Raw genomic sequence first — 25,817 nt, 5'->3', positions numbered from 1 at the left:
TCTCGAAAACACAAAACCTTTACATAACCCCAATAAAAAAGCACACAATTACGTGTGCTTAAAACTTTATTTAATATTTAGTTCCCTCTTTAGACCCTCTTGCAACACTTGAGAAAAATTTATATCATGCTCCATCGCCATTTCATTCATCCAAGCTGGAATAGATAGAGTCTTTTTAACCGATTTGTTTTTACTCTTTAATCTAAAAGGCGGCATAAAAACATCAACTAAAATACTCTTTTCATTCTCGCCCACCTTAAGCTTATTTAATGGTGTCGGCTCCGGAATAGGCTCTCCGTCTTCTTCTAATCCGTACATAGTTAAAGTTAAAAGTTCCTTGGCATATCCAACCAAATTTGAATCGTCATCATTACAAGTATAAACATCTAAATCCGGAAAATAAGTTTCCGTCCCTCCGTCTTCATAAAATGTAACAACGGCGGGATAACAATAATAATCGCTAAACTTCATAAAAACCTCCTTTAAGGTATGAGAAAAAATGACTAGTTAAATTTTAATCCTGATTGCTTTTCGATTGATTTCAAAGTTCTAAGCCGTAAATCTTTCCTCGGATGTGGGACTGTAACACGCCCCTTCTTGAAATCATGCTTGAACTGATGGTGACTTCCTTCAGCGTCAGCCAAATACCAACCGTCAGCTTCTAATAATTTTATAACTTCCCTTGACGAATAACTTTTCATCTCTACCTCCGTTAACTATATTATATAACGTATTATATTACGTGTCAATGGTTTTTTTAATAAAAATAAGATAAAAACTTTACATAACCCCAATAAAAAAGCACACAATTACGTGTGCTTAAAACTTTATTTAATATTCAATTCCCTCTTTAGACCCTCTTGCAACACTTGAGAAAAATTTATATCATGCTCCATCGCCATCTCATTCATCCAAGCCGGCAATGTCAATGTTTTCTTGACAGCCATATTATTAATCCTATCTTTTATTGCCCCGACCGGAGATTCAACCAAAATGAGAAATTCCCCTTCTTCTAACTTTATATTTTCGCTGGCAGCCGGTAAATCCATTTTATTTTTTAGAATAGTAAAAATAACGCCGTTTAAAACTTCTTTTGTATTCGCAAAAAGCTCATCAATGCTTTCTGCATCTGTAAAGCAGGCGTTAAAATCCGGAAAATTTGCATAATAGATGTCATCTTCTTTTCGAACAACACAAGGATATATAAGTTTCTTCATAAAAACCTCCTTTTTTAAAGAGAGAGGGGCTAAAATTTTAGTCCCGTGATCCTCTCAATACTTGTTAAAGTTCCCGAAGGAATATCCTTCTTGTTGCATTTAACAGGACAAATGTAACCATCTTTGATGTAAATCTCGTGTGATCCCTCTGTATGGTCAAGCTTCCAGCCATTTGCTTTCATAACTTTAACAACTTTTCTGTAAGGCTTTGTTTTGGCCATAAACATTTCCTCCTTACACGTATATTATACACGTATAAACAAATTGTGTCAAATAAATTTTAAAAACATTCACACTCTTACCTTTTCCCCGTAACTTTCTAAAAAAATCACCACTAAAACCGTTGACAAAACTTAACCCATTATGTTATAATATCTCGTGGACTTAATTGTTCCTTGCAAGGGCAGACGCTCTTGCCGTAAGACCAAAAGGAGGTGTAATTATGAACGATTACGAAACAATGCTTGTTTTTCGTCCTGACATCGAAGACGAAAAGCGTGAAGCACTCATCGAAAGATTGAAAAGTGTTATCGGCGAAGGCAATCAATTCTCAGTAGACAATTGGGGATTAAGAAAGCTTGCTTATGAAATCAATGATTACCCGGAAGGATATTATTCATTACTCGAATTCAAATCCGAACCGGAAGCGATCAAAGAAATAACACGTGTATGTCGTATTTCCGACATCCTATTACGTTACATGACAATCGCAAAGGAAGACTAGAGGTGTAAGCTATGAATAATGTAGTTTTGATTGGAAGATTAACAAGAGATCCTGAGCTAAGATATTTGCCTAACACAAATACTGCAAACTGTACTTTCACACTTGCAGTTGACAAGGGACTCTCAAAGGATAAGAAACAAGAATATGAACAAAAGGGTTGGGCAACAGCCGATTTCATCAACATTGCCGTTTGGGGTAAGATAGCTGAAGTTGTCAACAATTTTGTCGGAAAAGGAAACCTTATCGCGATTAACGGTCGCCTCTCCGTAAGAAATTACGAAGATAAGCAAGGAAACAAAAGAACGTGGACAGAAGTTGTAGCTTCAAATGTCGACTTCATCGAATGGAAGGACAGAGACCAAAGTCATTCATCCGGAAATTCAGGTTTCAATGCACCGGCTGACGACGGCTTCGATGGTGGATATGATGATTTCAAAGGTTTCGAACCTAGAAATGATGAAAATATTCCATTCTAATTAAAGAAAGGAGAAAAACATGCAAAAGAGATTTCGTCCAAGAAAGAAAGTTTGCCAACTATGCGCAGACAAAAACGAAACAATCGATTATAAAGATGTGCAAAAGCTCAAGAAATATGTAACAGAACGTGGTAAAATTCTTCCACGTCGTGTAACAGGCGCTTGTGCTAAACACCAAAGAAAAATCTCACTTGCTATCAAAAGAGCAAGACAAGTGGCATTGTTGCCATATGTAGTAGACTAATAAAAAAGGCTCCGGTTTCCCGGAGCTTTATTTTTTTGTTTGTGGAAATTAATACATATAAAATTTGCGGCGATACAACTTTCTCTCATAGCGGCAGGACATCGTTACTCCTTACGTCGTAACGTATGCCAGCCGCTACGTACGGCGTTTATCTAATTATAAAATTGTATTGCACATAATCGTGTATGCATTCATACTCCAGGCGGCGGAATGTAATCACGCCGCTACAAATTCTGTCATTTTATACAAAATCACAGGTTTCTATTTCGTGCATCGAAAAAACCGGTCGCCGCTACGTACGGCGTGTACATATTTATACATAAATTATTACCTGAACATTCATATAATTATTTTGTTTATGCAATCTTATGTGTTCATGTACGCATTGTAGCGGGACGGCACTGCGTGTCCTCCCGCCCATTTTTGTGTTTATGGAATATATATTATTACCAACAACGGTGTGTATATAAAATATAGAATCAAAATCTCAAATCATAAACTTTCGTTGTTATAACAACATACAACCATCGGTATGTTCATAAAATATATCCCCATCATTCCTTTTATTATTTACAATCTCATCTTCGCTCTGTGTGTCTCCCAAAACGTAACGGCGGGCACTGTGTGTCCCGCCGCCATATATGTCCTCTATGCAATTTACAACCCCACCAGCAACGGTGTGTGCATAAAATATCTTCTCCGTCATTCCCATTCAACACAAAACATTTACCAAATCTCTACCGCAAACCCCCGCCGTTATTTGCGAGGAATTTTCGATGAGAAACGGTTAGATGAAATATTTTAGGAGTGAGGCATATTGATAAATATGTCGCAACGACTAAAATATTGAATCAAGCGTTTATCGCGAAAATAACCGCAAATAGTAAAAGGCAGCGTTTACATATTTATACCGTCCCTTCTACTCATCTTCCCGTATTTCACCACTGTGCTTACAACTACATACAAAAGCAAAATCGACAAGACCACCGTTCCCACATAAATCCACGTGTTCACGGTTTTGACTTCTTTTTTGACCGGAGTTGATTCGATCTTTACAATCTCATTTTCAATCCCCTCTTTTTTCGGCGGCTCATATCTCTTCGCATTCACAATCAAACGATATGGGCTCGGCGGCGTTATAGGGTCGCAAGTAAGAAGTGTCAGCGTGTCATCATTCTCAATCGGGTCAAGCTTGTCCCAATCGTACGGGTTTATGACCTCGCTGTCCGTCACCTTGTATATGAGCGTTTCCGTGCCGCGACGGAGCATAATCATGTCGCCCTCTTCAAGCTCGTGCAAATTCAAGAACATCGTGTCCTTGTAAAAGCCCCTGTGCCCCGCAATGACGGAGCGGGATCCCTTTCCACCGACCGGAAGATTCGTTCCGTCGACATGCGCCGCGCCCATCGCAAGATGCTTATAGCTCGCCCCGAGATAAACCGGCAGAGTCACGTCGATTTTCGGAATCCTTATATACGAAAATGCCTCATCGTCCTCACCCTCGATATTGTATCTCGCCTTGAAATCGTTCCCCGTAAACGGGTCGACCGCGCCGGCGTCGATGTCCTTAACGCTCTTGTTATATCTTTTAATTTTCTTCTCAAGCCTTTGTTTCTCCTCGCGGCTCAGCTTCGCCTCTCTTTCGATGTATTCCTCATACTCGTTCGCTTTTCTCATATCGTTTATGGTAATCGAAAGAAACGCATATAGCGGAATCAAAATTCCGACAATCATCAAAAGCCGACCGATTAAAAACCAGTGCTTCTTTTCCATTTTTATTTTACTCATTTTTATCTCTCTTTTTCCTGAGCTCTCTGAAAATCTTTTTATGCTTCCTGAGGCTCGAACATTCAATGAAAAGCACAAGCACAAGGAACAATATAATCGAAAGTGTAATCATAAAGTATTCACGATAACTTGCATCGCTTGTTCCCGTCGCCCTTCTCGTAATTTCCGCTTCAGGTTTATAAGGAATTCTGTGCCCTCGAACCAAAAGTCTGTGGCTGTTAATCATATAAGGTGTGCATGTAAGAAGGGTCATCAAGTCCTCTCCTTCCTGCACAAGCACCGGCTCGAAATTCGTCGGCTCCACCGTCAAAATTTGGTCGACCTCATATGCGAGTACTCCTTCGATATTGTGGTAGAAAAAGACGTCTCCTTTTCTAAGCTTGTCGAGCTCACGGAAGAGCTTTGCCGTCGGAAGACCCCTGTGCGCTGTGACAACAGCATGTGTGTTCTTGCCGCCGACCGGAAGGCTCGAGCCCTCAAGGTGTCCTGCTCCCTTTTGCAAAATGTCTTCGCCCGTTCCGGCGTACACCGGCAAGTCTTCGTTTATTTGTGGAATTTCAACGTGCCCGATTTTTTCTCCGATTTCGAGCATCTTCGCATACTCTCTGCGCCCCGCTTCTTCCTTTTCGGTAAACGGGTCCGCCATCCTTGTCGGGTCGAGCGTGCGATTGTACGCGTGTGCAAGCTCGAGCCTTTCTTTCAGTTCCGCTTCGTCGAGTTCATTTCTCTTTGTATCGAAACTCTCGACTTCCTTTGTTGCAACCTGCCTATAATAAAGCTGCGAAATGACGGGATATATGGCAATCAAAAATCCCAAAAGAAAGATCCCACCCAAAACGAGATTCCGCTTGCGCTTTTTCTTTTTCGAGTCTCCCTCGTCAAATATCAAGTTTTTTTCTTCTTTTTTCGCCATATTCTCCCCCGCTATTCGAAAAATGCTCTAGTTATTATCCCCGTCTCCCGTGAATAAATCAGCCAACTTTTGCAATTTGTCTTCTTCTTCGCTCAGCTTCATATCGATAACGCTCTTGTCCGAAGTTCTTTTCTTTCGTCTTTCCGCCATCATTCTGTCGAAATCTTCTGCTGCAAGACGTGCTTGTCTTTGCGCTTCCGTTTCAACCTCGCGAATAATGTGGTTCGGATTTACCTCGGACTCTTTTCCCTTTTCTTTCGAAAGCTCTTCTCGAGCGCTTTCCTTGATTTTTTCAAAATTCATCGTCTCGTCGGTGTTTTTTGGAACACGAACATTTGAAACCGGCTCAAAATCTTTCTTAATCTCTTCTGTTGCCTTCTTTACCGGCTCCTTCTTTTCGACTTTTTTCGATTCCGGTTTGACATAGTCGCTTGAGCTGTCTTTAAAATCCTTTTTCAAATTCTTTTCGGAAATATCCTTGAGCTCTTGCACACGTGAATTCTTGTCCACCTTCTTCGAATCGATTTCAACCGGTGACTCGTCTTTTTTCGCGGCTCTATTCTTTTCAATTCTTTCGTTTTCGAGTCTTGTTTCCTCTCTCAAACGTTTAAATTCCATTTCGAGCGCCTTCGGGTCCGCCGAATCGATTTTCGAAACCTTCTTTTTCGGTTGTTTTTCCGTTTCTTTTACGATTTTCGATTTCGTTGCAATCTTCTTCAGATTTTCCCTTTCGCTCTCAATCCTTTCCTCGGCTTCCTTCGCAAGACGTTTCGCCTTGAGCCTTCTTTCCTCTTGATTGATATTGAGGTCCTCATCGGTAAAAATGCTTTCCTTTGCCTTCTTCTTGCTGAATTTTTGGAAGAACGAGCCCGACTTTTTGTCCGACTTGTCCGTTTCCGTTTTCTGTTCATCCTTAAAGAGTTTCTTTTCGGTTTCCGCCTTCAAAGCCTCGTCATCAAAAGCCGTCTTTCTTTCAATAACAGGTTCGCTGTCGATATTAATTTCCTTCGGAGTGTCATCCTCCGGAGCCGTATCGTCGTCCCAAGCCTTTATGCCTTCTTTTTTGTCGGACTTTTTATTTTCCTCTTCGTCAACTTCGTCGAAGTCGTCGTACTCCTCGTCTTCGTCCGGCTCAACCATAATATTTTTAAGTTTCTTTAAAAAACTCACGTCTTCTCCTCCATTTTCTACATATTCATCGCTCTTAATGCTGTCGCTCTTCGCCTGAAAACTGTCCAAATTCGAGTCTTCTTCCGGCTCATTCGGCTCGTCTTCGTCTTTTATTGCACCGACAACCGGAGTGCTCGGTTCTGTCGGTTCTGGAACACCCGACGCACCTCCGCCCGGTCCGTCAGGTGGCGGATTGTCGTCGCCGTCGTCATCCCCTCCATCGTCAGGTCCATCATCAGGCTTATCGTTCGAATCTTTTTCATTCATCGCCAAGAGCTTTCTTATCGCTTTTTTATATCTCTTCTTCTTGTGCCTTGTAGTTAAAATCAATAAAAGCAGAAGTGCAATAACGCCAAGCGCAATAAAGAATCTGTTTTTATATTTGAAAATCTCCTTGTTTTCCCTTGCCGTCACAATGTCCGCAACTGCATCGTACGGAATCCTTTCTCCGCGAACCAAAAGACGGTGCGTATTTATCATATACGGCGTACAAGTAAGGAGCGTTGCATAGTCGTGTCCCTTGACGACCAAAAGATCGTCGAATTCGTCAGGATTTACAACCTTTATCTGCACAACCTTATATGCGAGCGTTTCCGCAAGATTGTGTACATAAAAAACGTCGCCTTCTTCGAGCTTTTCGAGGTCCGTAAAAAGCTTTGCTGTCGGAAGACCGCAGTGTGCGGTGAGAACCGTGTGCGTGTCGATGCCTCCGACCGGAAGACTCGTCCCCTCAAGGTGTCCAACGCCCTTTTGGAGTACTTCCTCCTCCGTGCCCGCATACATCGGAATGTCCACATTGATCTTCGGAACCTCAACGTGCCCCATTCTTTCGTTAATCTCGAGCATTCTCGCATACTCTTTTCTGCCCGCCGCCTTTTGCTCGTCGGTGTACGGGTCCTTGTCGATATGGTTCACGAGCGAATCGTTGAACGCGCGAGCAAGCTCGATTCTTCTCTTTACTTCCGTGTCGTCGAGCTTTGCAGCTTCCTTGTCGAAATCGTTAATCTCATAAGTCGACTCGACATTGTAATACAGACGGGAAATAATCGGATACATCAAAACCAAAAGTCCCACCAAAAAAATTGCAACTAAAATAAAAGTTGAAGCGCGCTTCTTCTTTTTTCTTGATGCATTCTTCTTTTCGATATTCACTTTTTCGTTTTTAATATCCTTGTCCATACAAACTCCCAAAAAATATTCTAACTCTATTATACCAACAACCGGCTGTTTTGTCTATAAAGAGAAAACACGAAACCGTGATTTCGTGTTTTATGTACGGCGGGCGAACCCGCCAAATCTTTTATTGTTCAAAGGCTAATTTGCCTCTGTCGATTTTTCATTTTTCCTTGCGACTGCAAAACCCGTTGTGAAAAGAATTGCTCCAAGTGCACAAAGCATCGGGAAAACCAAATCCCCCGTCTTTGGAAGCGGCTTCTTTGTAAACGGCTTGTTCTTTATCACAAGTCTTTTTGAACTATCATCACCGTCAACCGTGAACTTGACACTTTCGGTCAATTGTTCAAAGCCCGGTGCTTGTTTCGTTTCCCATAATTCATAGTCGCCGTATTGAAGCTCGACGTCAAAATCTCCGTTTTTGTCGGAAACAAGCGTGAAAATCTTGTCGCCTTGCATTAAATTTTGCGGCTTACCGTCGACCACCTTTGTAAGTCTGAAGACAACGCCCCCAATCGGCTTTCCGTCAACAGACACCTTCTTGAAATAGAAATGTCCGTATGGCGGCGGATTGTTCGGCTCTTCAGGCGGAACATCCGGCGGATTTTCCGGCGGCGGTGTTTCCGGCGGTGGAGTTTCAGGTGGAGGCGGAACCTCCGGCGGCGGTGGTGTGCCCGGTTTTTCCGGTTGAGTGTGTTTAGGATTTATAACAATCCTGTCCTCATTCTTTTCTTTCAAGAAATCCGAAACCGAGAACACAAAATCGTTAAACTTAATACCGTACTTTGCGCCCTTAACACGTGCGTAATAGGTTCCCGGTTTAAGCATTACAACAATTCTTCCGTTTTCGTCAGCCTTAACTGAACTCAAAACATGTTTAAAATCCTTTTCAAGATCCTTGTCCGACCACATTCTGTGTTTGAAAATTTCTTCAAACTTGTCGTCGGAACTCATGTCGTCTTTGTCGGAAACTTTCCAAATCTCGATATTGGCATCCTCGAGAGCTTTCTTAAGCTCCTCTCTGTCGCTTTCGAGATAAAGATTTACAACGATTTCAATCTCATCCGCTGCGCTAACCCTGAAAAAGGGAAAGAAAAGGCAAAATGCCAATATCAGATTCAGAATCTTAAATTGTTTTTTAATAAACTTCGGCATCTCTACCTCCTTTTCTTTGTAAATAGCTGTCGTTATATATATTATATAACTTCTTTGCTCCTAATTCAATACTATAAGTTATGCTAAACCTTCGAGTTCGTCTTCTTTACGTCTCTTGAGTGCAAATGCAGCACCAACCATCAACATAACACCGACTACAGTGAAGATAACAGTACCGATACCACCTGTTTGTGGGATAGTAACATTCTTATTCTTGATTTGTAGACCGTATCCGGCATCTGTATTCTCTTTGTTGTATTGAAGATCAACATCTGAACTTACATAAGAACCTTCTTTTACTTCGAATTCTGGTTCATCTTGAAGTTTAGCAAATCCTTTTGGAGCTGTTTTTTCTTCCAATTTATATCCTTTTGCATAAGCTAGACCTTTGATTTCGAATCTACCTTCAGCGTCAGATGTTAATACAACAACATTAGCATCAGTTTTTTCGCCCCAAGTATATTCTGTTGCGTTAGCTACGAATGCATCATTATAAGCTTTTTGTTTTTCGTTAATAGCGTCTAATTTTTCCTTTTTAATCTTTTCGTCTTTTTGTTCTTCAGCTGTAAGATTATTGTAAGCTTTTACTGCTTCATCAAGAGCTGCTTTTGCATCTGCAACCTTTTGTGCGTCTTTCTTAGCTGCTACTAGATATTTTCCTTCTGCATTTTTAACGTAGAATTCTGCTCCAGCAAGTCTTTCTAATTTGTCGCTACCTTTGTCTTCGTTGTTTGTTTTAACAAATTTTCTTCCACCAAGGATTACTTCTGGAACTGATGGTTCGATTTCATTAGGTTTTTCAGGTTTAATTTCGTCGTGGATGATTACTTCGCCATTTTCACCTTTTTCGTATGTTACGATATCGCTAGGTTTGAATGTTTCAACTACTTTATATTGCTTGTTATTATCTAATCCGGTCCATTCATGAGTTTGTTTATTTATTGTTAAAACAACTGTTGCTTTTTGACCATCTTTAAATTCAACAGGTTTGCCGGTTTCAACATCAATGATTGTTACAGTTACTTCTTCACCTTCTACCCAGTTTCCTGTAACATTAGGGAAATCTTTTGTGACTTTTAATTTTCCATCTACCGGGTTTGTTGGTTCTGGTTTTCCTTTAACTGAAATGTTGTTGTCATAGTAAAATTTAAGTTTATTCTTTTCTGTCTTATCTACTTCTGCTTCTCCATTTACAGTTGCAGAGTACGTAATGTAGATTTCTGTTTCAGCATCTTTGTCATATACTTTTTTAAGACCTTCTTCTAGCAATTGGATTGTAAATCCATTTTCTTTGTAAGATACTATATAGTCTGTTCCAAGAGTAGCATCTGTTCCACCGATTTGTAGTTTAATATCGTCGTTGAATGTAAGACCCTTGCTCATTGTATCGTCCCAAGCTAATGTTTTATATTTTGTTTTAGCCGGAATAACAGTTTTGATTTCGTAAGGTATATTTTCACCTAAATCAGCAGTAGCTCTTTTTTTATCTCTTTGGTTTTTATCAACATCAGCACCGCCGTGAATTTCGTCAGCATCTTTTTCATCAACAGGTCTTAATTCATTTTTATCCTTGAAGTCCTTGTCAACTTTTGGTTTTTCTTGTGTGTTCTTTGGATATACGTGAGCATCTTTTACGATACCTTCTTCATTTACAATCGGAAGTGTGATTTTTGTAGGAACAGCTTTAGAATCAGCAAGAAGTTCTCCATCTTCACCCTTATAAGTTGATTTTTCTAAATCTTCAACTATTCTATAAGTTCCTTTTAGTCCTTTAGTATCAATTGTACGCCCATTTCCGTTTTCAGTCTTACCTTCTTTTCCTTCAATGTCTACCCAATCTTCATCTTTGTTTACATCAGGATCTGTAACACCATCTGCCGGTTTTTGAAGTTTGAAGTAAACTCCATCAATTTCTTTTGCATCTGTATCAAAGAAATCTTTGATGTCTATGATTTTTTTACCATCATATTTCTTGTCTTTGTCGTGAGCTTCTAATGCTGCTTTTGTAAGCAAAATTTTGTGGATTGTAACAGATTCTGTTTCTGTTGCTTCGTCTGCAGCTTTTACTGCACTGAATGGTGCAAATGCACCGAGTGTCATGACAAGTGCGAGAAGCACTGTCAAAAATTTGAATTTCTTGTTCATAATTCTCTCCTTATAAATTCATATAATTCTCTAATGTTTTGTTTTTGATTTTTTTGTCTTTTGTTTGTTCATTGTTCCTTGTCGCTCGTGCCTTTTTCGTATCTCTTTCCCGACAACTCTTCGTGGACATTGTTTCTTACACTCTGTCCCCTTGTGTTTTGTTTTTGATTTTCTAATCGCTCTCGCGAATGTTTAACTTATTTTCCTTGTCACTCGTGTCTTTTTCGTATTCTTTTTCTCGACAAATTTCCATGGAAAACTCCACCTCTTCTCTTCCCGCAGATGCGTCTTCGCACTACGGATCGTGTATCCGTCTTTCCGTAATACTATTATTCATAGAGGGCATCCCTCCTTCGAATAAACATATATGCTCCAACCATCATAATCATCATACCGATGAATACAAATGGAAGTGCTCCAACCCCACCTGTGTGAGGATATTCAGCCTTAAAGTTTTCAACGAATAATTCTGCATTAAACTTTATTCCGGATTCTGTATTAACAATCAAAGCTTCGTCTTTTTTATCGTTTTTGACAATAATGTCCTTCATGTCAACATATTTTCCGTACTCGTTAATCTTGTAAATCTTTCCGCCTTCAACCTTGAAGAAGAATACATATTTTGTTAGTAATACATAACCTTCCGGTACTTTGGTTTCTTTAACAGCGTAAATTCCGTCTTCGAGTTTTTCAAATTTGAAAGTTCCATCTTTAGCAGAAGTTACAGTATATGGTTTTTTCTTTGTTTCCTCATTTTCTACAACTTCTTTTATTACTGCTTCAAATTCAAGTTTTTCATCTTTTTCTTCTGTAGGATTTACTTTTTCGCCATCTTCATCATTTTCAGTCTTTTCGGATTCGTCATTCGTCTTTGTTGCTTCCTTCTTCTTATATAAAGTGAATTCCGCGCCTTCCAATGGATTTTTATTTCTACCGTCTATTTTCTTGAACTTGATGTCCGGCATATATTTTTTGTTGATAATTATAGTTGTATTTTTATCAACTGTAATCTCACCGTTTTCATCAACAGTAAATGTTGCTACAGCGGTAGATGGTTTCTCATATCCTTTTTGTGGCTCTGTTTCCCAAACTTCATATTTGCCGGGTGCAAGTCCTTCCCATCCGAATTTACCATTTTCGTCAGATTCTCTTTCAGATTGTTGAACTTCCTTTCCATCTTTTTTAAGGATGAATTTAACTCCTTTAAGCGGTGCGTCTTCATAATTGTTATTTGATGAATCTTCTCCACTTGAAACCGCGCCTTCATAAGCTCCAACAGGTTTGAACATATCCGCAAAGCCAGCCGGTTTTAACTGTTCAGATTTTTCACTCGGTTTGACTTCTTTAATCTTTCTGTCTACCTTTGTGAACTCAATTTTGTTTTTATGGTTTTCAATATCAACGCTAATTTCTCTAGGCTCATCATCACTGTGAGCATCCGGGAAGTAGAACTCACTCCACGTTTCCCAATCCCAGTGATGAGTATATTTATTCCAAACATCTTTCCATACATATCCTAGTAAATATCCATTTTCATATATAGGTTCCCTTACTTTATTACCGGTTTTGATTTTATAGCTTTCTTCAAATGAATGTTTTAATCTGAATTCCGTAAGTTCCTTACTTGTAACAGTACCATCCACTTCCATAACATATGCTGAATCTGAGCCGTATTCACCTATACCATCTTCGCTGATCCAATGTTCTCCATCATTTGGTATTACAAACGAGTATTCATTATTCTCTGAATCATACGTATACTTTTTAATTTCAAACGGTGCTTCAAGTCCATGGATAGCATAGTTATTTAAGTCAATTCCGAATGAATATGGCATTGGGTTTCCATCTGCCCTTCTAACTTTGTACAACCTGATATGTTCAGCCGTGATTCTTTGATTTGCACTTAATGTTACAGTTTTATCAAATCTAGGTCTTGACTTTGGATTAACATATGCTATAGATTTAAACCTTTTGTCTTTAGTATCAGGATCCGCATGAAGTTCTCTCATATATGCAATAATATTACCATCACCAAGTTTGTTAAAATATTCAGTATAATTAACTTTTATCGATGCGCTATATGCATTGTTGTTAAATATTTCCTTATCTGATCCGTCTATATGACCGTTTACTTCATCTACACTTAAAATTTTTGCTCTCACTGTTAAGGTATCATCACCCAGTAACTTAAACCTATTTGGATAGACCGGAATCATCGCAGTAATGTTTTTTGCTTCATATCTGTCTGCAGCTTTTGTAACAGTATACTCTATGATTCTTCTGTTTGGATATTCGCCTAATACTTTTGCTTTAGCAAATTTTCCATATGTTCCATATATATCAAATTCGCTGTCTACTGTTTTATCAATACCGTCGACGTCAACACTATCATCAAATTCAAGAGCAAATGTGTCTCCCGGCTTTATAGGGTCCTCATTTGAGTTATTAATATTAAATTTAAGTCTAACATTAACACATTCGGATTGATTTGGGTAAACAACTTCAAATCTGTCATCTCTGCTTCCGGATGCAGCCAATCTGTTGAAATTATTGTCATCCATAACAACACTGAATCGTTCGGATACATCTTTTGAGGTTTGAGGTGCTGTGACGTCATCTTTATCACTGCCACCTATACGAATAACTCTTTGCTTTGTATCAAGAACATATCCATCAACAGTCTTAGTTTCTTCAAGAATATATAGACCATCTTTTAATCCGGTAAATTCAGCTTTTCCATTCTTTACCGTTACAGATGTTACTAATTTTTTGCTTCCCGATTCAGAAACTTTATACAATGAGAACACTACATCATTTAGTGCTTTGCCATTTTCTCCGGTTTTCTTAACAATAATCTTTCCAGTACCCTTAGTACTATTTTTAGCTACGAATGAGAACTCGCCTTTTTTGTTTTGTTGTATTACAGGCTTCGTGCCTGGATAAATCTCTTCGTTATCATCTTGTCTCAGTAAATATGCAAGATGTTTTTCCGAGCCGGAGAATTCATTAATCTCATTAGTACCAATTGTAAATTCACTAATAGGTTGAAGTTTCTTAAATCTATTAGACTTAGGAGTTACATTAAATCTGAACTCACTGTTTCCTAATTGGTTTGCTGCTATATTAGAAGTAAACTCTCCATTTGAAACATTGTATTCTCCAACTGTATTTATCGGTTCTACAATAAAGTCCTCTGTATTGAGTTTAATTCTTACTATTTCGTCTCTATCCGGACTTATTTTAGAATCGATTCCTATATTCAACAAATAAGAATCGTTGGATGCATTCTTTTGTATGCTTGAATGTGCTTCATATTGTACCTGGTCATTATCGTTAAATATTTTTTTAGCTTTATCGCTTTGAGAAACATTATAATCGAATTTTTTTATTATCTTTGGCAACAAACTGTTTGTAGATTTATCTGCAACTAGTATGCGTTTAATCGGCATATAAATTCCTGTTGCAAGATCACCTTCTGGTTTTATATTCAACGTGTAGTTATTTGTACCATATTTCGAATTTACTTTATACTGTTGAAAATCTAATTCTTGTATTTTTTCGCCATCAAATTCGAATTCGAAATTGTCATTGTCTAGTTCAAATTGTAGTTGAGTCCAATATTCTTTGTCAGTGTATGGGTACAAGCTTTCAATTCTTAAATCGCAAGTAAAACCGTCTTTTACTTGTTTTAGATTAGGTTCTATAGTCAAGAGAGGAGCTCCGTTACTTGCGTTTCGTATTGTTCTATTACCGGAATCTTTTATTTCGAATCCATCATTTACCTTTATTTCTTGTATTTCGGCAAAATGTTTTGGTTCACCTTTCGATTGAATTTGCATTTTCGGCAATGAATAATCAGGAGCTTCGATTTTTGTGTTACTATCTATTTGGTAATCGATTGATTTAATAGGTTTATATTCACCTGAAACAATATTCTTCGGCTTTACAATTATAAAGTATTTACCACTTCCACCATTTTGTCCAAGTGGAAGACTGTCAGATAGTCTACCGTTAGAGTTGATTTGATTTATATCATAATTTCTTTTTATGCCTTCATTTATCACCATTCTTGCAACGTCTACAATTTCAAAATCATCTTTGTTTAGTTCAATATTCAGATTTCCATTTATCGATTTTTTGCTATTTCTTATGAAATTAACTTCAACCGAATATTCGTTAGGAATTATAGAGTTATCTCTTGGATTTAATGAATGATTAATTTTATTTGTTAGAGTAATTAGTTGTGAGCCATTATATGAAAGTATTGCCTTATCGTTATCTGAAGGATTTAAAAGTGTAACATTCGATTTATTTGATTCTCCAATTAACACCTTCCAATACATATCTTTCTTTTCATATCCCTTTGGTGCTTCTATTTCTTCAATTATATAGGTTCCTGTTTCAAGACCGGCAAATGTTACTTTTCCGTCTTTATCTGTTGTAGCGATTTGTTCATTGCTTCCATCTTCTTTATAAATTTTGAACTTTGCTCCAGTCAGTTTCATATCCGGATTTGCTTCGTCAACTTTTGTGATTGTTATGCTTGTTCCTTTTTTATTTTTAACAAGAAGTGTTGGAATTCCAGGTTTTTCAACAAGTTTTTCCGTGCAACTTACTTCCGCTCCAAAGCTTCCTGAAATATGACTTTCTACATCATTGTTTTTATTGATATATTTCCAGTCAAAACTTGTGATTCTTTTTTCTGTATTATTATTATCAATTTCATCATAATATGCAATAGTATCAACTATATAAGCATCTCCGTCCCAACGTTTCGGATTTGTTTTTGTTCCGTAGTTTTCAAAGAATATATCACGACTGTTTCCTTGTATTCTACCGGAGGCATATAATTTTCTACCAAACATTGATGTGTTTTCATCTATAGATGTCTTTTCATTTTTTGGAACTCTGTAGATTCTATAGTCTACATAACTAGCATCATTCTTTGATAATGTTAAGATTGTGTTTCTGTCCGGTCCATTTCCCAATTCCACAATACCATTTTGAGTCATTTCAGATTCGGTAGATGGGTTTAAGAAAATTCTGGATTTTACAGATTTTAAATCTGAGTTGATGACTTTTGTCTTGACATTCATAAAATCATGATATCCACTGTGATATACAATTCCATCATCTTTAATCGTGTGAATTTGGTTGTTATAAAAAACTGATGCTTCAGATGTTGGAACTTTTTCTGTAACTGTCAATTTATCTGTAACGACTTCAAAGTTGCTTACATTGAGCGAGCCGTTAGTTTTATCACTGATAAATCTAATTCCGCCTTTATTATCAATTTCTATAAACACAGGTTCATTTATTTTTTCATAGCCTTCCGGAGATTTGTTTTCTCTCAAAACATATTTTCCGGAATCCAATCCTTCGAACTCAAGTACACCGGATTCATCCGTTGTTTTTACTGCTACGAGTTCTTCTCTTTCATTTTCCGTTCCTTCTTCATAAACTCTATTTAGAGTAAATTCAGCATCTTTCAAGACTGTTGTTTTATCATTGGCGTCAACTTTTTTAATTCTAAAGTTATTTTTATTATTTTTAACTTTTAAAGTATATCCGTTGGCTGAAGTTGATATTTTATCGTTTGGTTCGATTTTAATAACATTGTCAGTATATCTTTCTTGTGAATGAAAATATTTATTTTCTCCCCATCCAATCGTTCTGGCAATTGTAATATCATTGAGCGTAATTATTTTTTCTACTGTAAAGCTTACATCCTCAATTTTATTGTATCCTTCAGGAGCTTTCGTTTCTCTAAGGATATATTCACCCGGTTTCAGATACAAATCCTTATTTGAACCGTCAGATGTCCAATTTGCTATAACTTCTCCATCTTTTAAAATTGCGAATTCAGCTCCGCTGAGAGGTTCACCATCTTGTCCGACTTTTTCAATATAAACAGGATTTTCAACTTTCCCGGTTATAATGTTTTGAAAATCACCTTCAACTATCGGATATAAAGTTATTGTTACACTTTTAAGTTGTTCTTCTGTTAATTCCGGACTGTCGTTTATGATGCCGTTTAGTTCATTATAATATTGTACCGTTCTTTGATCTGTTTCTATTTTATAGTCACGATATCCTCTGGTTAAGAAATCCAAACCGTTATTACTTACAGCATCAAATATAGCCGCTTGTCTTGCATCTATTATCCTATACTTTGTTACTTCGTCATTAATTAAATCAATATTGTGTTCACGTTCATATTTGTCGTAGTAGAAAAATATTTTCTTTAATCTATTTAAAAGAGCAGCTCCACTATAACTTCCTTTGTCGTAATTTTTTGATATTGCGTCTTCTAATGCTTCGAGACCTTCTCCCGGTTCAACAATTACTTTTCTGTGGTAAGTGTCAACCTTTGTCGGATTATTTTTTCCAAGGTTTATACAATATCCATTTTCGCCGGTTTCAACTATTTTAAATAAGACACTTCCTTGATAACCGTTTTTAAAAACATACATACCAATTTTATAGTGGTCTTGTATATTTCCAACATTTATTAACTGGGCTTGTGCCAATCCCCCAACATTTGTATATTTAAGCAATTGTTCATTATAGACTTCACGTTCATTTAAGTTTAACGACATTGATAAATATTTTTTTGCCGCTCCATATGTGCCACTATATTCATATTCTATAATCGTTCCCGGAAGTAATCTCTTATCATCATATAATTGTTTTATAGCATTTTTGAAATTTGTTTCATTAACTTTTTCTGTTCTTCCTATTCTATTTAAAGCAACTTTTTCATAAGTTCCATCGTTTTTAGGAATATAGATATTTACTATCGGCTTATCATAATTATTGACGCTTAAATTCTCTACTGATGTGCCATTTACTGCATATACATCATTTCCAATATTTGATATATATTTTCCATCTTTTGTAAGCTCGATATTTTTCAGATTTTTTAAATCCAAAGTTTCTGAAATTCTAATGTCAAATTTTCTTGTTTCAGAATTGTTGAAATAAACACTTCTAAGCGGATCATTATATCCTACAGCCCTTTCGCTACCATTTTCAGGAGGTGCTATTGCCGATATTCTTGTGTCCAATAAGTTAAATCCGTTGTCGAACTGTGTTGAGTTATCAGGGTCTTTTAAATATGAAAAGATTGTAAACAACGGCCCTATCCAAGGTTTTAGTTCTTCTTTCTTCTTTTCAAGTTCTTTTCTAAGTTTTTGAATATATCCTTCATCCGGTGTTATTCTTATACCAAGAGAATATGCATCTCTTTCAACTGATGTTTGAGCTTGAACTTGAATTTTAAGATTGTCAGGAATAGTGTCTTTTGCTATAGTTTTATTAAATAGAACAAGATCTCCAATGTCATAGAAACTAAGTTGTTCATTAATTCCTTCTATATTAACTTTATAATCTGATAATCCTTGTTTATTTGGAATATATAAAGATAATGCAATACTATTATAATCCAACCCTTCTCTCTTCAGAGTAGAAGTATCAACATCAATATCCCAAGTTACTGTTTCGTTGTTTACAGACTGTCTTGAAACATAGCTGACCATATAAGGATATAAGACTTTATAAAAATCCGGTTTTTCTTCAACAACAAACTTAGATATAATTTCTGACCTAGGGTCATCTTTCTTAACCTTTATTGTAGGCATATTTTGAACTTTGTAGTTCTTAGGTGCAACAACGATATTTATTTCAATTTCATTTTTATCGCCAATTGCTTCAGTATCAAATGCCAATAGTTGATCAATGTTAAATGTCTTTGTATTGTTTAAAGGTTTTATAAAAGTATATTTTATTACATGATTTTTTGCATCGTATTTCGGTATTGCAACTTTAACACTTGGGTTATTCGGGTCATAAAGCGGTTTAAGAATAGGTTCTGAATTTTCATCATATTCCGGTTTTAAATATTGTCCGATATTAACATCAAATGTCCACCCTTCCGGAATTTGCCATACCGGTGCTGCTTTTGCCGTCATTGTGGTTTTTAGTCTGAATTTCTTTGTTTCGAAAGAATATCCATTGTATTTAACCGGTGTATTTCCGAGTACCAATTTAATTGTTGCGTTGTCGTCTTCCGGAGAGATTTCGAGTTCATCCGGGTTTTCTTCGGAGTCTTCATCTCCTTCAGCGCCACGAACTGCATCAAGGACCAAGTTTTCACTTACGTCGAGCATATTGAGTAGAGCTGCTTTTTCTTCTTTGATTTGTTTGAATTCCTGTTCGATTTCAACTTTATCTGTGTCGAGGTCTTCTACAAATGTGTAGACGATTTTGTGTTCTTCCGCAATATATTCAGCGGTTGCAACAACTTTTCCGTCGATTTGGATGTCGTTTGCACGTCCTTCTTCACCATTTAATATAGGAAGAGTTTTACTTAGGATTTCAACTTCGAATTTGTCGCCTTCAACAATTTTTCTTGAAGCTTTCATTGTTGCTTTAAGAAGAACGTTGAAGTCTCTCGGTTGACCGAAGCCCAACATGCTTGAGGTTTCGAGAGTGTGATATAGATTTTGGAATGAGTAGTCGACTGCATCGAATGTGACTTCAGTTTCAACTCTTTCAATAGAATCGATATCGCTTTCGCCGATTGTTACGAGGTCGGCGTATTGGTTTTCAGTTTCTTCTATTATAGGTTCATAGATTTTTAAATCTTCGTCTTCGCTTTTTAGCTCGACTCCTTCCAAATATGTGAGTTCATTGTAGAGTGCGTATTCTTCATCGGAGAGTTCTACTTCATCATATGGTAAGTCGATTTCTCTTACATCAAATACGATTTTGCGAACTGTGCTTTGAACCGGAGCTTGTTCTTCAATTTTTTCAGATTCTTTGTTTTCTTGCGCGTTTTCTTCAACCGGCTCTTCAGCTTCAGTTTTTTCTTCAGCCGGTTCTTCGATTTCAGTTTTTTCTTCTACCGCTTCAACTTCGTCATCTTGTTTGACGCTTTCGATTTCTTCTTTCGGAGTTGTCGGGTCGATTATTTCAATCGGCTCTTCTTCCTTTTCTTCCGGAACTTCTTCTTCGTCGGTCGGTTTTAATTCCGGTCCGAGTTCAGTTGTTTCATTTTCTTCGATTTCAGAAACTGTTGCATCAATTTCTCTTGGAATGATGTTTGAGGTTACATTCCAGATTGCAAGTTGAGTAATAAGTTTCTTTCTTACATTTTCATTTTCTATTTCAGCGCTTCTTTCAAGAATTGCTTTAACTTTTCCAATGGTTTCGATATCAAATCTGTCCCATGAATTTATATCTTTTAAATCGAAAAGAGGTCCATCTTTTAATTTCTTGTCGACTCCGTTTCCAATCGGTGTCAATTTGTGTGGATCAAGTGAGTAGGCTACTATAGGATTTTCCCTTTCGCCTTTTTTGATTAAATAAAGGGAAAAATCCAAGCCATCACGGATTTCTTCTCTTATTAAGTTTTCTTGGAAAGCTTCGAGAGCTTCTTCTTCGTCTTTTAGATTTTCATCTACAGTAAAGTCAATTGTTAGGTCTTGACATCCATCCATATGGATTGTCATTGTTTCGTCTTCATAAATCTTGTCGTCGAGTCTGACTTTTTCTCCGTCGGACTTTCTCGTTCTTGTGATTGTTGTAAATTCATCGTTGATTAAGTCTTCGATGTTGTACAAACTTCCCGAGCGACCCGTTTTGATTTCGACCAACAGTTCGGTCAAATCGAGGTCTTCACCCGGTCTGTAAACTTTTTTCGGCTCTCTGTAAATGCTCCATGGCTTTACGAGGTCTGTGCTCCAAGGAAGAACGCCTGCATTTTCGTGATGTTCTTCATCTTCGAATGTTGCATCCTTCTTTTCTTCTTCGTCGTGATTTTCTTCAGGGACCGTTATTTCAGCAGGAGTTAAATCCCAACTGTCATCTTGAGTTTCTTCCTCTTCTTCTCCCCCAATTAAAATAGTTGTTGTCGAATTTTTTCCTTCTTCAGGAACAACTTCGTCGTCCCCCGGTGTTAATAGATCCACCGTTTGATTTTCTGTTTCTTTGTTTTCTTCTATTATCGGTTCCGATTGTTCAATAGGTTGTTCAATCGGTGCACTCGGTTCTGCCGGTGTGAGAAGGTCAACAGTTTTGTTTTCTTCTTCACCAGTCAGCAAGTCAACAGTTTGCGGTTGTTCAGCCGGTGTCAATAGGTCAACTGTTTGTGCTGCAAACATCACTTGTTGAAATGCCATCAACAGTGCAAAAACCAATGATAAAATTCTTTTTGAATGGCTTTTCACTTGAATTATCTCCTTTCAATCTACATACCATTTGTAAATTACATTTATTATACAACTTATTGTGGTGGGTGTCAACCCTTTTTTTCAAAAAGTTTCAAAAAAATTAAAATATTTCGAAAATTAATTTTTAATACTTTTTATTATATTTATTTCTATATTTATTATGTTTTATGTATCATTACTAATTTATTTTATCTGTTATAATATTTATAGTAATTTTATTTTAATATAATGAGCCATAGCGAACCTATTTTCTGCTTTTTTATATATAAATAAACATTAAAAGCATAATTATTTACATTTCTGTAATTTTTTCAGATTATTTTACAGGCTTGACTGCAAAGATAAGAAATGTGCCCGAAGTCACTATATAGCTGCAATAGACAATTTCTGACAAAATAGTTACAAAGGCTTATACCATCTATGTCTATGTTTATTTAATTCTATCACTCCACTATATATAGTGTATATATTGTTTATTAAATCAAAAAAAATACCCCCACATCCTATTGAGAGTAAGGGTATTTTTTGATAATTATAATATATTTATTTATGTTTTAAATTTACTTTATATAGTCCGCTATTTTTTGAAATACTTCATTGACTTTGTCGACGTCTTTTGCGCCCGCCATAGCCATGTCCGGACGTCCTCCGCCGTTTCCTCCGAGAGCTTTCGCAATATTTCGTACGATATTTCCGGAGTTGATTCCTTCTTTTACAAGGCCTTTCGAAGCGGCAACGAGGAGATTTAATCCTCCGCCGTTTTTCGAAGCGAGGATTACAAGAATTGCGTCTTCCTTGTTTCTGATTTCATCCGCGATATTTTTGAGTTCATTTGGTTCGACGCCTTCAAAAACTTTCGCCAAAACTTTTATTCCGTTTATTTCTTTTATTTCCGAAGTCATATCCGAAGCGGCATTTCCGAGAAGTTTTGCTTTTATGGATTCGATTTCTTTTCTTTGCTCTCTCTCAAGTTTTTCCATTTCACCGATTCTTTGCTCGATGTTTTCTCTCGTGGTCTTCAGTCTGTTTTCAACGGATTTAATGAGCTCTTCATTTTTTAGAACATATTTGTATGATGCGTGTCCTGTGACGGCTTCGATTCTTCTTACGCCCGCAGCAACTCCGGTTTCGGAAACAATTTTGAAGAGCCCGATTTCGGAGGTGTTTCTCACGTGGGTTCCACCGCAAAGTTCCATCGAGAATTTTCCCATCTTTAGAACTCTGACGACGTCGCCGTATTTGCTTTCAAAAAGTCCGGTGACTCCTTCATCTTTTGCTTCTTTTAGCGATTTTATTTCGGTTACAACCGGAATCGATTCCAAAACTTTCTCATTTACTATTCTTTCAACTGCTTTTATTTCTTCTTCGGTCATCGCTTGATAGTGGCTGAAGTCGAAACGAAGTCTTTCCGGATTGACGAGGGAGCCGGCTTGGTGAACGTGGGTTCCCAATACTTCACGAAGAGCCGCATGAAGAAGGTGCGTTGCGGAGTGGTTTCTTCTGATGTCGTCACGTCTTTTTGTATCGATTTTTGTCGAAACTTCTGCGCCTTTTTTCGCAACTCCGTCGACGGTCTTACAAATTTGCAGATAGAGTCCGTCCTTTGTCTTTTGGGTGTCTAAAACTTCAAGTCTGAAGTCGTCTCCGATAATTTCTCCGACGTCTCCCACTTGTCCGCCCGATTCACCATAGAACGGAGTGTCTTCGAGGATCACAATTCCCTCAGCTTCCGTCGGAAGTTCATCCGTCTTTTTGCCGTCAACATAGATGTCCGTGATCTTTGTGGTCGTTTCGTTCATTTCATATCCGGAGAATTTTCCGATTTCCGAGTCAAATTCGATTTTTGAATCTTTTTTCCAACCTGAGTCGGACTTGTCGAGAGCTTCCCTTGCGCGTGTTCTTTGTTCGTCCATCGCTTCTTTGAAGCCTTCTTTGTCGTAGCTAAGTCCTTCGTCTTCCAAGATTTCTTCGGTCAAATCTGCCGGGAAGCCGTATGTGTCATAAAGAATGAATGCATCTTCGCCGGAGAGAACTTTTTTCATTTTGGATTTTAAATCTGCAATTTTTTGTGTCAAAAGTTCTGTTCCTTGAACGATTGTTCTTTGGAATCTTTCTTCTTCGGTGTTTAAGACTTCAAGTATAACTTTTTTGTTTTCAATGAGTTCAGGATATGCCCTGCCCCAGCTTTCAATCACTTCCGTTACAGGCGCTTCGAGGAAGCTTTGTTTGATTCCAAGGAGCATTCCGTGGCGACTTGCACGTCTTATGAGTTTTCTTAGAACATAACCGCGTCCTTCGTTTGACGGAACAACGCCGTCCGAGATGAGAAATGTTATTGCCCTTGAGTGGTCACCGATTATTCTGAAGTGGACGTCGTCGTCTTTGTCGTCGCCGTATTTCTTTCCACAGATGTCAGCTACTGTGTCCATGATTTTTCTTATAGCTTTTATATCATATACCGAGTCGACGTTTTCCATGATGCATGCGATTCTTTCAAGTCCCATTCCGGTATCGATGTTCGGGTGTGGAAGCGGATGATATTCGCCGTTTTTATCTTTGTCAAATTGCGTGAAAACGAGGTTCCAAACTTCGAGGAATCTGTCGCAGTCGCAGCCCGGTTTACAATTAGGGCTTCCGCAGCCGAATTCTTCGCCTTTGTCGTAGTGGATTTCGGAGTCCGGACCCGACGGACCGACTTCAAGTTCCCAGAAGTTGTCTTCTTTTCCAAGTTTTACAATTCTTTCAGCGGGAATTCCGATTTCGTCGTGCCAAATTCTGTATGCTTCGTCGTCTTTTTCATAGACTGAAACCCAAAGTTTTTCAGCAGGCAGTTTCATTACTTCCGTCAAAAATTCCCATGCCCAATGGATTGCTTCGGTTTTAAAATAATCGCCAAAGCTGAAGTTTCCGAGCATTTCAAAGAATGTAAGGTGGCGGAGTGTCTTTCCGACATTGTCGATGTCACCCGTTCTTACGCATTTTTGCGAGGTGGTCATTCTCTTTGCCGGCGGAGTTTCTTCGCCTGTAAAATATTTTTTTAGAGGTGCCATTCCTGCACCGATTAACAATAGGGATTTGTCATTCTTCGGGATTAGCGAATATGAAGGATGGAGCAAATGTCCCTTGGATTCAAAAAATTTCAAAAATTTCTCACGTATGTCGTGAAGTTCTATATTTTCCATAAAAATTCTCCTTATAATATATAATAGTATATAAAAAGAGCCGTGAATTTCGTTTTAAACGGCTCATATTTTCTTTTAATCCAGTTTTTTCTTCGTCACTCTTGTTTCCTTATAGTATTCATAGACAACTTCAAGCGCGATGACAAAAGGTAGCGCAAATATCATGCCAACAAATCCGAATAGGAATCCTCCGGCAATCGTTATGATGAGTACGAGCATCGGATGGTAGCCGAGTTGGTCGCTCATAATCTTCGGACCTACGATATTGTTTTCGGTCCATTGCAAGAACAGAAACATGATTATGACAAATATCGCTTTTGTCGGGCTGTCGAGAAGCGCGAACACCGTTGCGGGCGCAAGTCCCAAAAACGGTCCGATGTACGGAATGATGTCCGCAAACATGGTTATTATTCCGATTACGAGAGCGAAGTCGACCCCGATGATACCGAGAAATATTCCAACCGCGACGCCCACATATATTGCCATGAGGATTTTTCCCTTGACATATTTGAATACGCTTTCGTCCATTTTCTTTCCGATTTCGACGGATTGTTCTCTATATTTTGCCGGAATCAATTCCTTCAATTTTTTTATAAATATTTCCTTGTCGTTTAAGAGATAGAAAACGAAGATCGGCACCAAGACCGCAATAAAGATTTTACTGAATGTGCTTTTTACTCCGACCATCATTGAACTTAAGTTGAAGTCCGACATTCCGATTTTGCCGAATATGTCTCGCACTTTAAGTTTTTCGAGATTTAAAACATCACGTCCAAAGTATTTGTGCGAAAGGTCGATTACAACTTTTTTCGCTTGGTCCAAATAGAGCGGGAAGTTGTTTACAAGTTTCGAGAATTCGTTTATTGTGCGCGGCAATAGGCTCACCATCATGAATACGAGGATTAAGAATATCGCCAGAAAAATTATCATTATCCACCACTTGCGTTTAAGTTTCGGGTATCTTGTTTCAAGCCACTTTACGAGCGGATTTAGAACATACGCGATGACAATTGATGTCAAGAATGCGTTCAATAGATAGCGCAGGCTGTTGTACGATCTAAAAATCGTTATTATTATTGCAGCTCCGGCGAAAATCAAAACATATTTTAATATTTTTCTCAAATTCAACCGCACTTTTCTCTTGTCGTCGACGTAGTTGTTTCCGATATTTACCATATAGTAGGTCGCAAACAATACAAATATGAGCGAGAGAAACATGAGCGCGATTTTTATTCCGCTTTCAAAACTCATCTTCGGCAACTGAATTTTCAGCACTTGATTTAGTTTATCCATTCTTCACCTCCATCGAAACACATATTTATTAAATTATACTACTTATCGGTTTATTTTGCAAGATAATGAATCACAAAAAAATACCTCTCGAATTGAAATTTTAAC

Annotated in this window: 15 protein-coding genes and 1 pseudogene; 3 read left to right on the top strand and 13 right to left on the bottom strand. The window is 37.7% G+C overall.

What is annotated here, in order from left to right; genetic code table 11:
• Window positions 1-66 precede the first annotated feature (66 nt).
• The 4 genes from SPI61_RS01105 to SPI61_RS01090 all read right to left on the bottom strand — a co-directional run bounded on the left by SPI61_RS01105 (window position 67) and on the right by SPI61_RS01090 (window position 1,438).
• Window positions 67-471 (bottom strand): type II toxin-antitoxin system HicB family antitoxin, encoded by a 405-nt coding sequence (locus SPI61_RS01105; RefSeq protein ID WP_321136302.1) that lies wholly within the window; start codon window positions 469-471, stop codon window positions 67-69.
• 32 nt (window positions 472-503) lie between these two features.
• Window positions 504-701, bottom strand: coding sequence for a type II toxin-antitoxin system HicA family toxin (locus tag SPI61_RS01100; protein ID WP_321136301.1), 198 nt, complete (start codon window positions 699-701; stop codon window positions 504-506).
• A 126-nt stretch (window positions 702-827) separates the two neighbouring features.
• The gene (locus tag SPI61_RS01095) at window positions 828-1,217 is read right to left on the bottom strand and encodes a type II toxin-antitoxin system HicB family antitoxin (protein WP_321136300.1); all 390 of its coding nucleotides are present in this window, start codon (window positions 1,215-1,217) and stop codon (window positions 828-830) included.
• Window positions 1,218-1,246: 29 nt separating this feature from the next.
• On the bottom strand, window positions 1,247-1,438 hold the full coding sequence (locus SPI61_RS01090) for a type II toxin-antitoxin system HicA family toxin (RefSeq protein WP_034546581.1): 192 nt from the start codon (window positions 1,436-1,438) through the stop codon (window positions 1,247-1,249).
• A 221-nt stretch (window positions 1,439-1,659) separates the two neighbouring features.
• Between SPI61_RS01090 and rpsF the strand changes: the two genes are divergently transcribed.
• The 3 genes from rpsF to rpsR are packed head-to-tail and all read left to right on the top strand — an operon-like array spanning window position 1,660 to window position 2,661.
• A complete protein-coding gene (rpsF, locus tag SPI61_RS01085) occupies window positions 1,660-1,941 on the top strand; it encodes a 30S ribosomal protein S6 (protein ID WP_321136299.1) in 282 nt (93 codons plus the stop codon).
• An 11-nt stretch (window positions 1,942-1,952) separates the two neighbouring features.
• Window positions 1,953-2,417: a single-stranded DNA-binding protein gene (locus tag SPI61_RS01080; protein WP_321136298.1), complete on the top strand. Its 465-nt coding sequence runs from the start codon at window positions 1,953-1,955 to the stop codon at window positions 2,415-2,417.
• A 19-nt stretch (window positions 2,418-2,436) separates the two neighbouring features.
• Entirely contained in the window at window positions 2,437-2,661 is a 225-nt protein-coding gene (rpsR, locus tag SPI61_RS01075) for a 30S ribosomal protein S18 (protein WP_321136297.1), read from the top strand.
• Window positions 2,662-3,169: 508 nt separating this feature from the next.
• Here rpsR and SPI61_RS01070 read toward each other — a convergent pair.
• The 9 genes and pseudogenes from SPI61_RS01070 to SPI61_RS01030 form a co-directional block, all read right to left on the bottom strand.
• A complete protein-coding gene (locus SPI61_RS01070) occupies window positions 3,170-3,367 on the bottom strand; it encodes a hypothetical protein (protein ID WP_321136296.1) in 198 nt (65 codons plus the stop codon).
• A 191-nt stretch (window positions 3,368-3,558) separates the two neighbouring features.
• Entirely contained in the window at window positions 3,559-4,449 is an 891-nt protein-coding gene (locus tag SPI61_RS01065; protein WP_321136295.1) for a class C sortase, read from the bottom strand.
• A complete protein-coding gene (locus tag SPI61_RS01060) occupies window positions 4,442-5,362 on the bottom strand; it encodes a class C sortase (RefSeq protein WP_321136294.1) in 921 nt (306 codons plus the stop codon). Before SPI61_RS01060 ends, SPI61_RS01065 begins: the two co-directional genes overlap by 8 nt.
• Window positions 5,363-6,805: 1,443 nt before the next feature.
• Window positions 6,806-7,711 (bottom strand): annotated as a pseudogene (locus SPI61_RS07715) (class C sortase); the annotation flags it as partial.
• A gap of 135 nt (window positions 7,712-7,846) precedes the next feature.
• The gene (locus SPI61_RS01050; RefSeq protein WP_321136292.1) at window positions 7,847-8,860 is read right to left on the bottom strand and encodes a prealbumin-like fold domain-containing protein; all 1,014 of its coding nucleotides are present in this window, start codon (window positions 8,858-8,860) and stop codon (window positions 7,847-7,849) included.
• Between the two features lie 78 nt (window positions 8,861-8,938).
• The gene (locus tag SPI61_RS01045; protein WP_321136291.1) at window positions 8,939-11,005 is read right to left on the bottom strand and encodes a pilin N-terminal domain-containing protein; all 2,067 of its coding nucleotides are present in this window, start codon (window positions 11,003-11,005) and stop codon (window positions 8,939-8,941) included.
• Between the two features lie 329 nt (window positions 11,006-11,334).
• Window positions 11,335-21,234, bottom strand: a complete 9,900-nt coding sequence (locus SPI61_RS01040) for a SpaA isopeptide-forming pilin-related protein (RefSeq protein ID WP_321136290.1) — start codon at window positions 21,232-21,234, stop codon at window positions 11,335-11,337.
• A 563-nt stretch (window positions 21,235-21,797) separates the two neighbouring features.
• On the bottom strand, window positions 21,798-24,419 hold the full coding sequence (alaS, locus tag SPI61_RS01035) for an alanine--tRNA ligase (protein ID WP_321136289.1): 2,622 nt from the start codon (window positions 24,417-24,419) through the stop codon (window positions 21,798-21,800).
• Between the two features lie 75 nt (window positions 24,420-24,494).
• Window positions 24,495-25,712 carry an AI-2E family transporter gene (locus tag SPI61_RS01030; protein ID WP_321136288.1) on the bottom strand — a complete coding sequence of 406 codons (1,218 nt, stop codon included), beginning with the start codon at window positions 25,710-25,712 and terminating at the stop codon, window positions 24,495-24,497.
• Window positions 25,713-25,817: the final 105 nt, after the last annotated feature.

Origin of the sequence: Ezakiella sp., assembly GCF_034180565.1 — a bacterium.
Lineage (GTDB): Bacteria > Bacillota > Clostridia > Tissierellales > Peptoniphilaceae > Ezakiella.
This window is presented reverse-complemented; position numbering and strand designations above follow the sequence as displayed.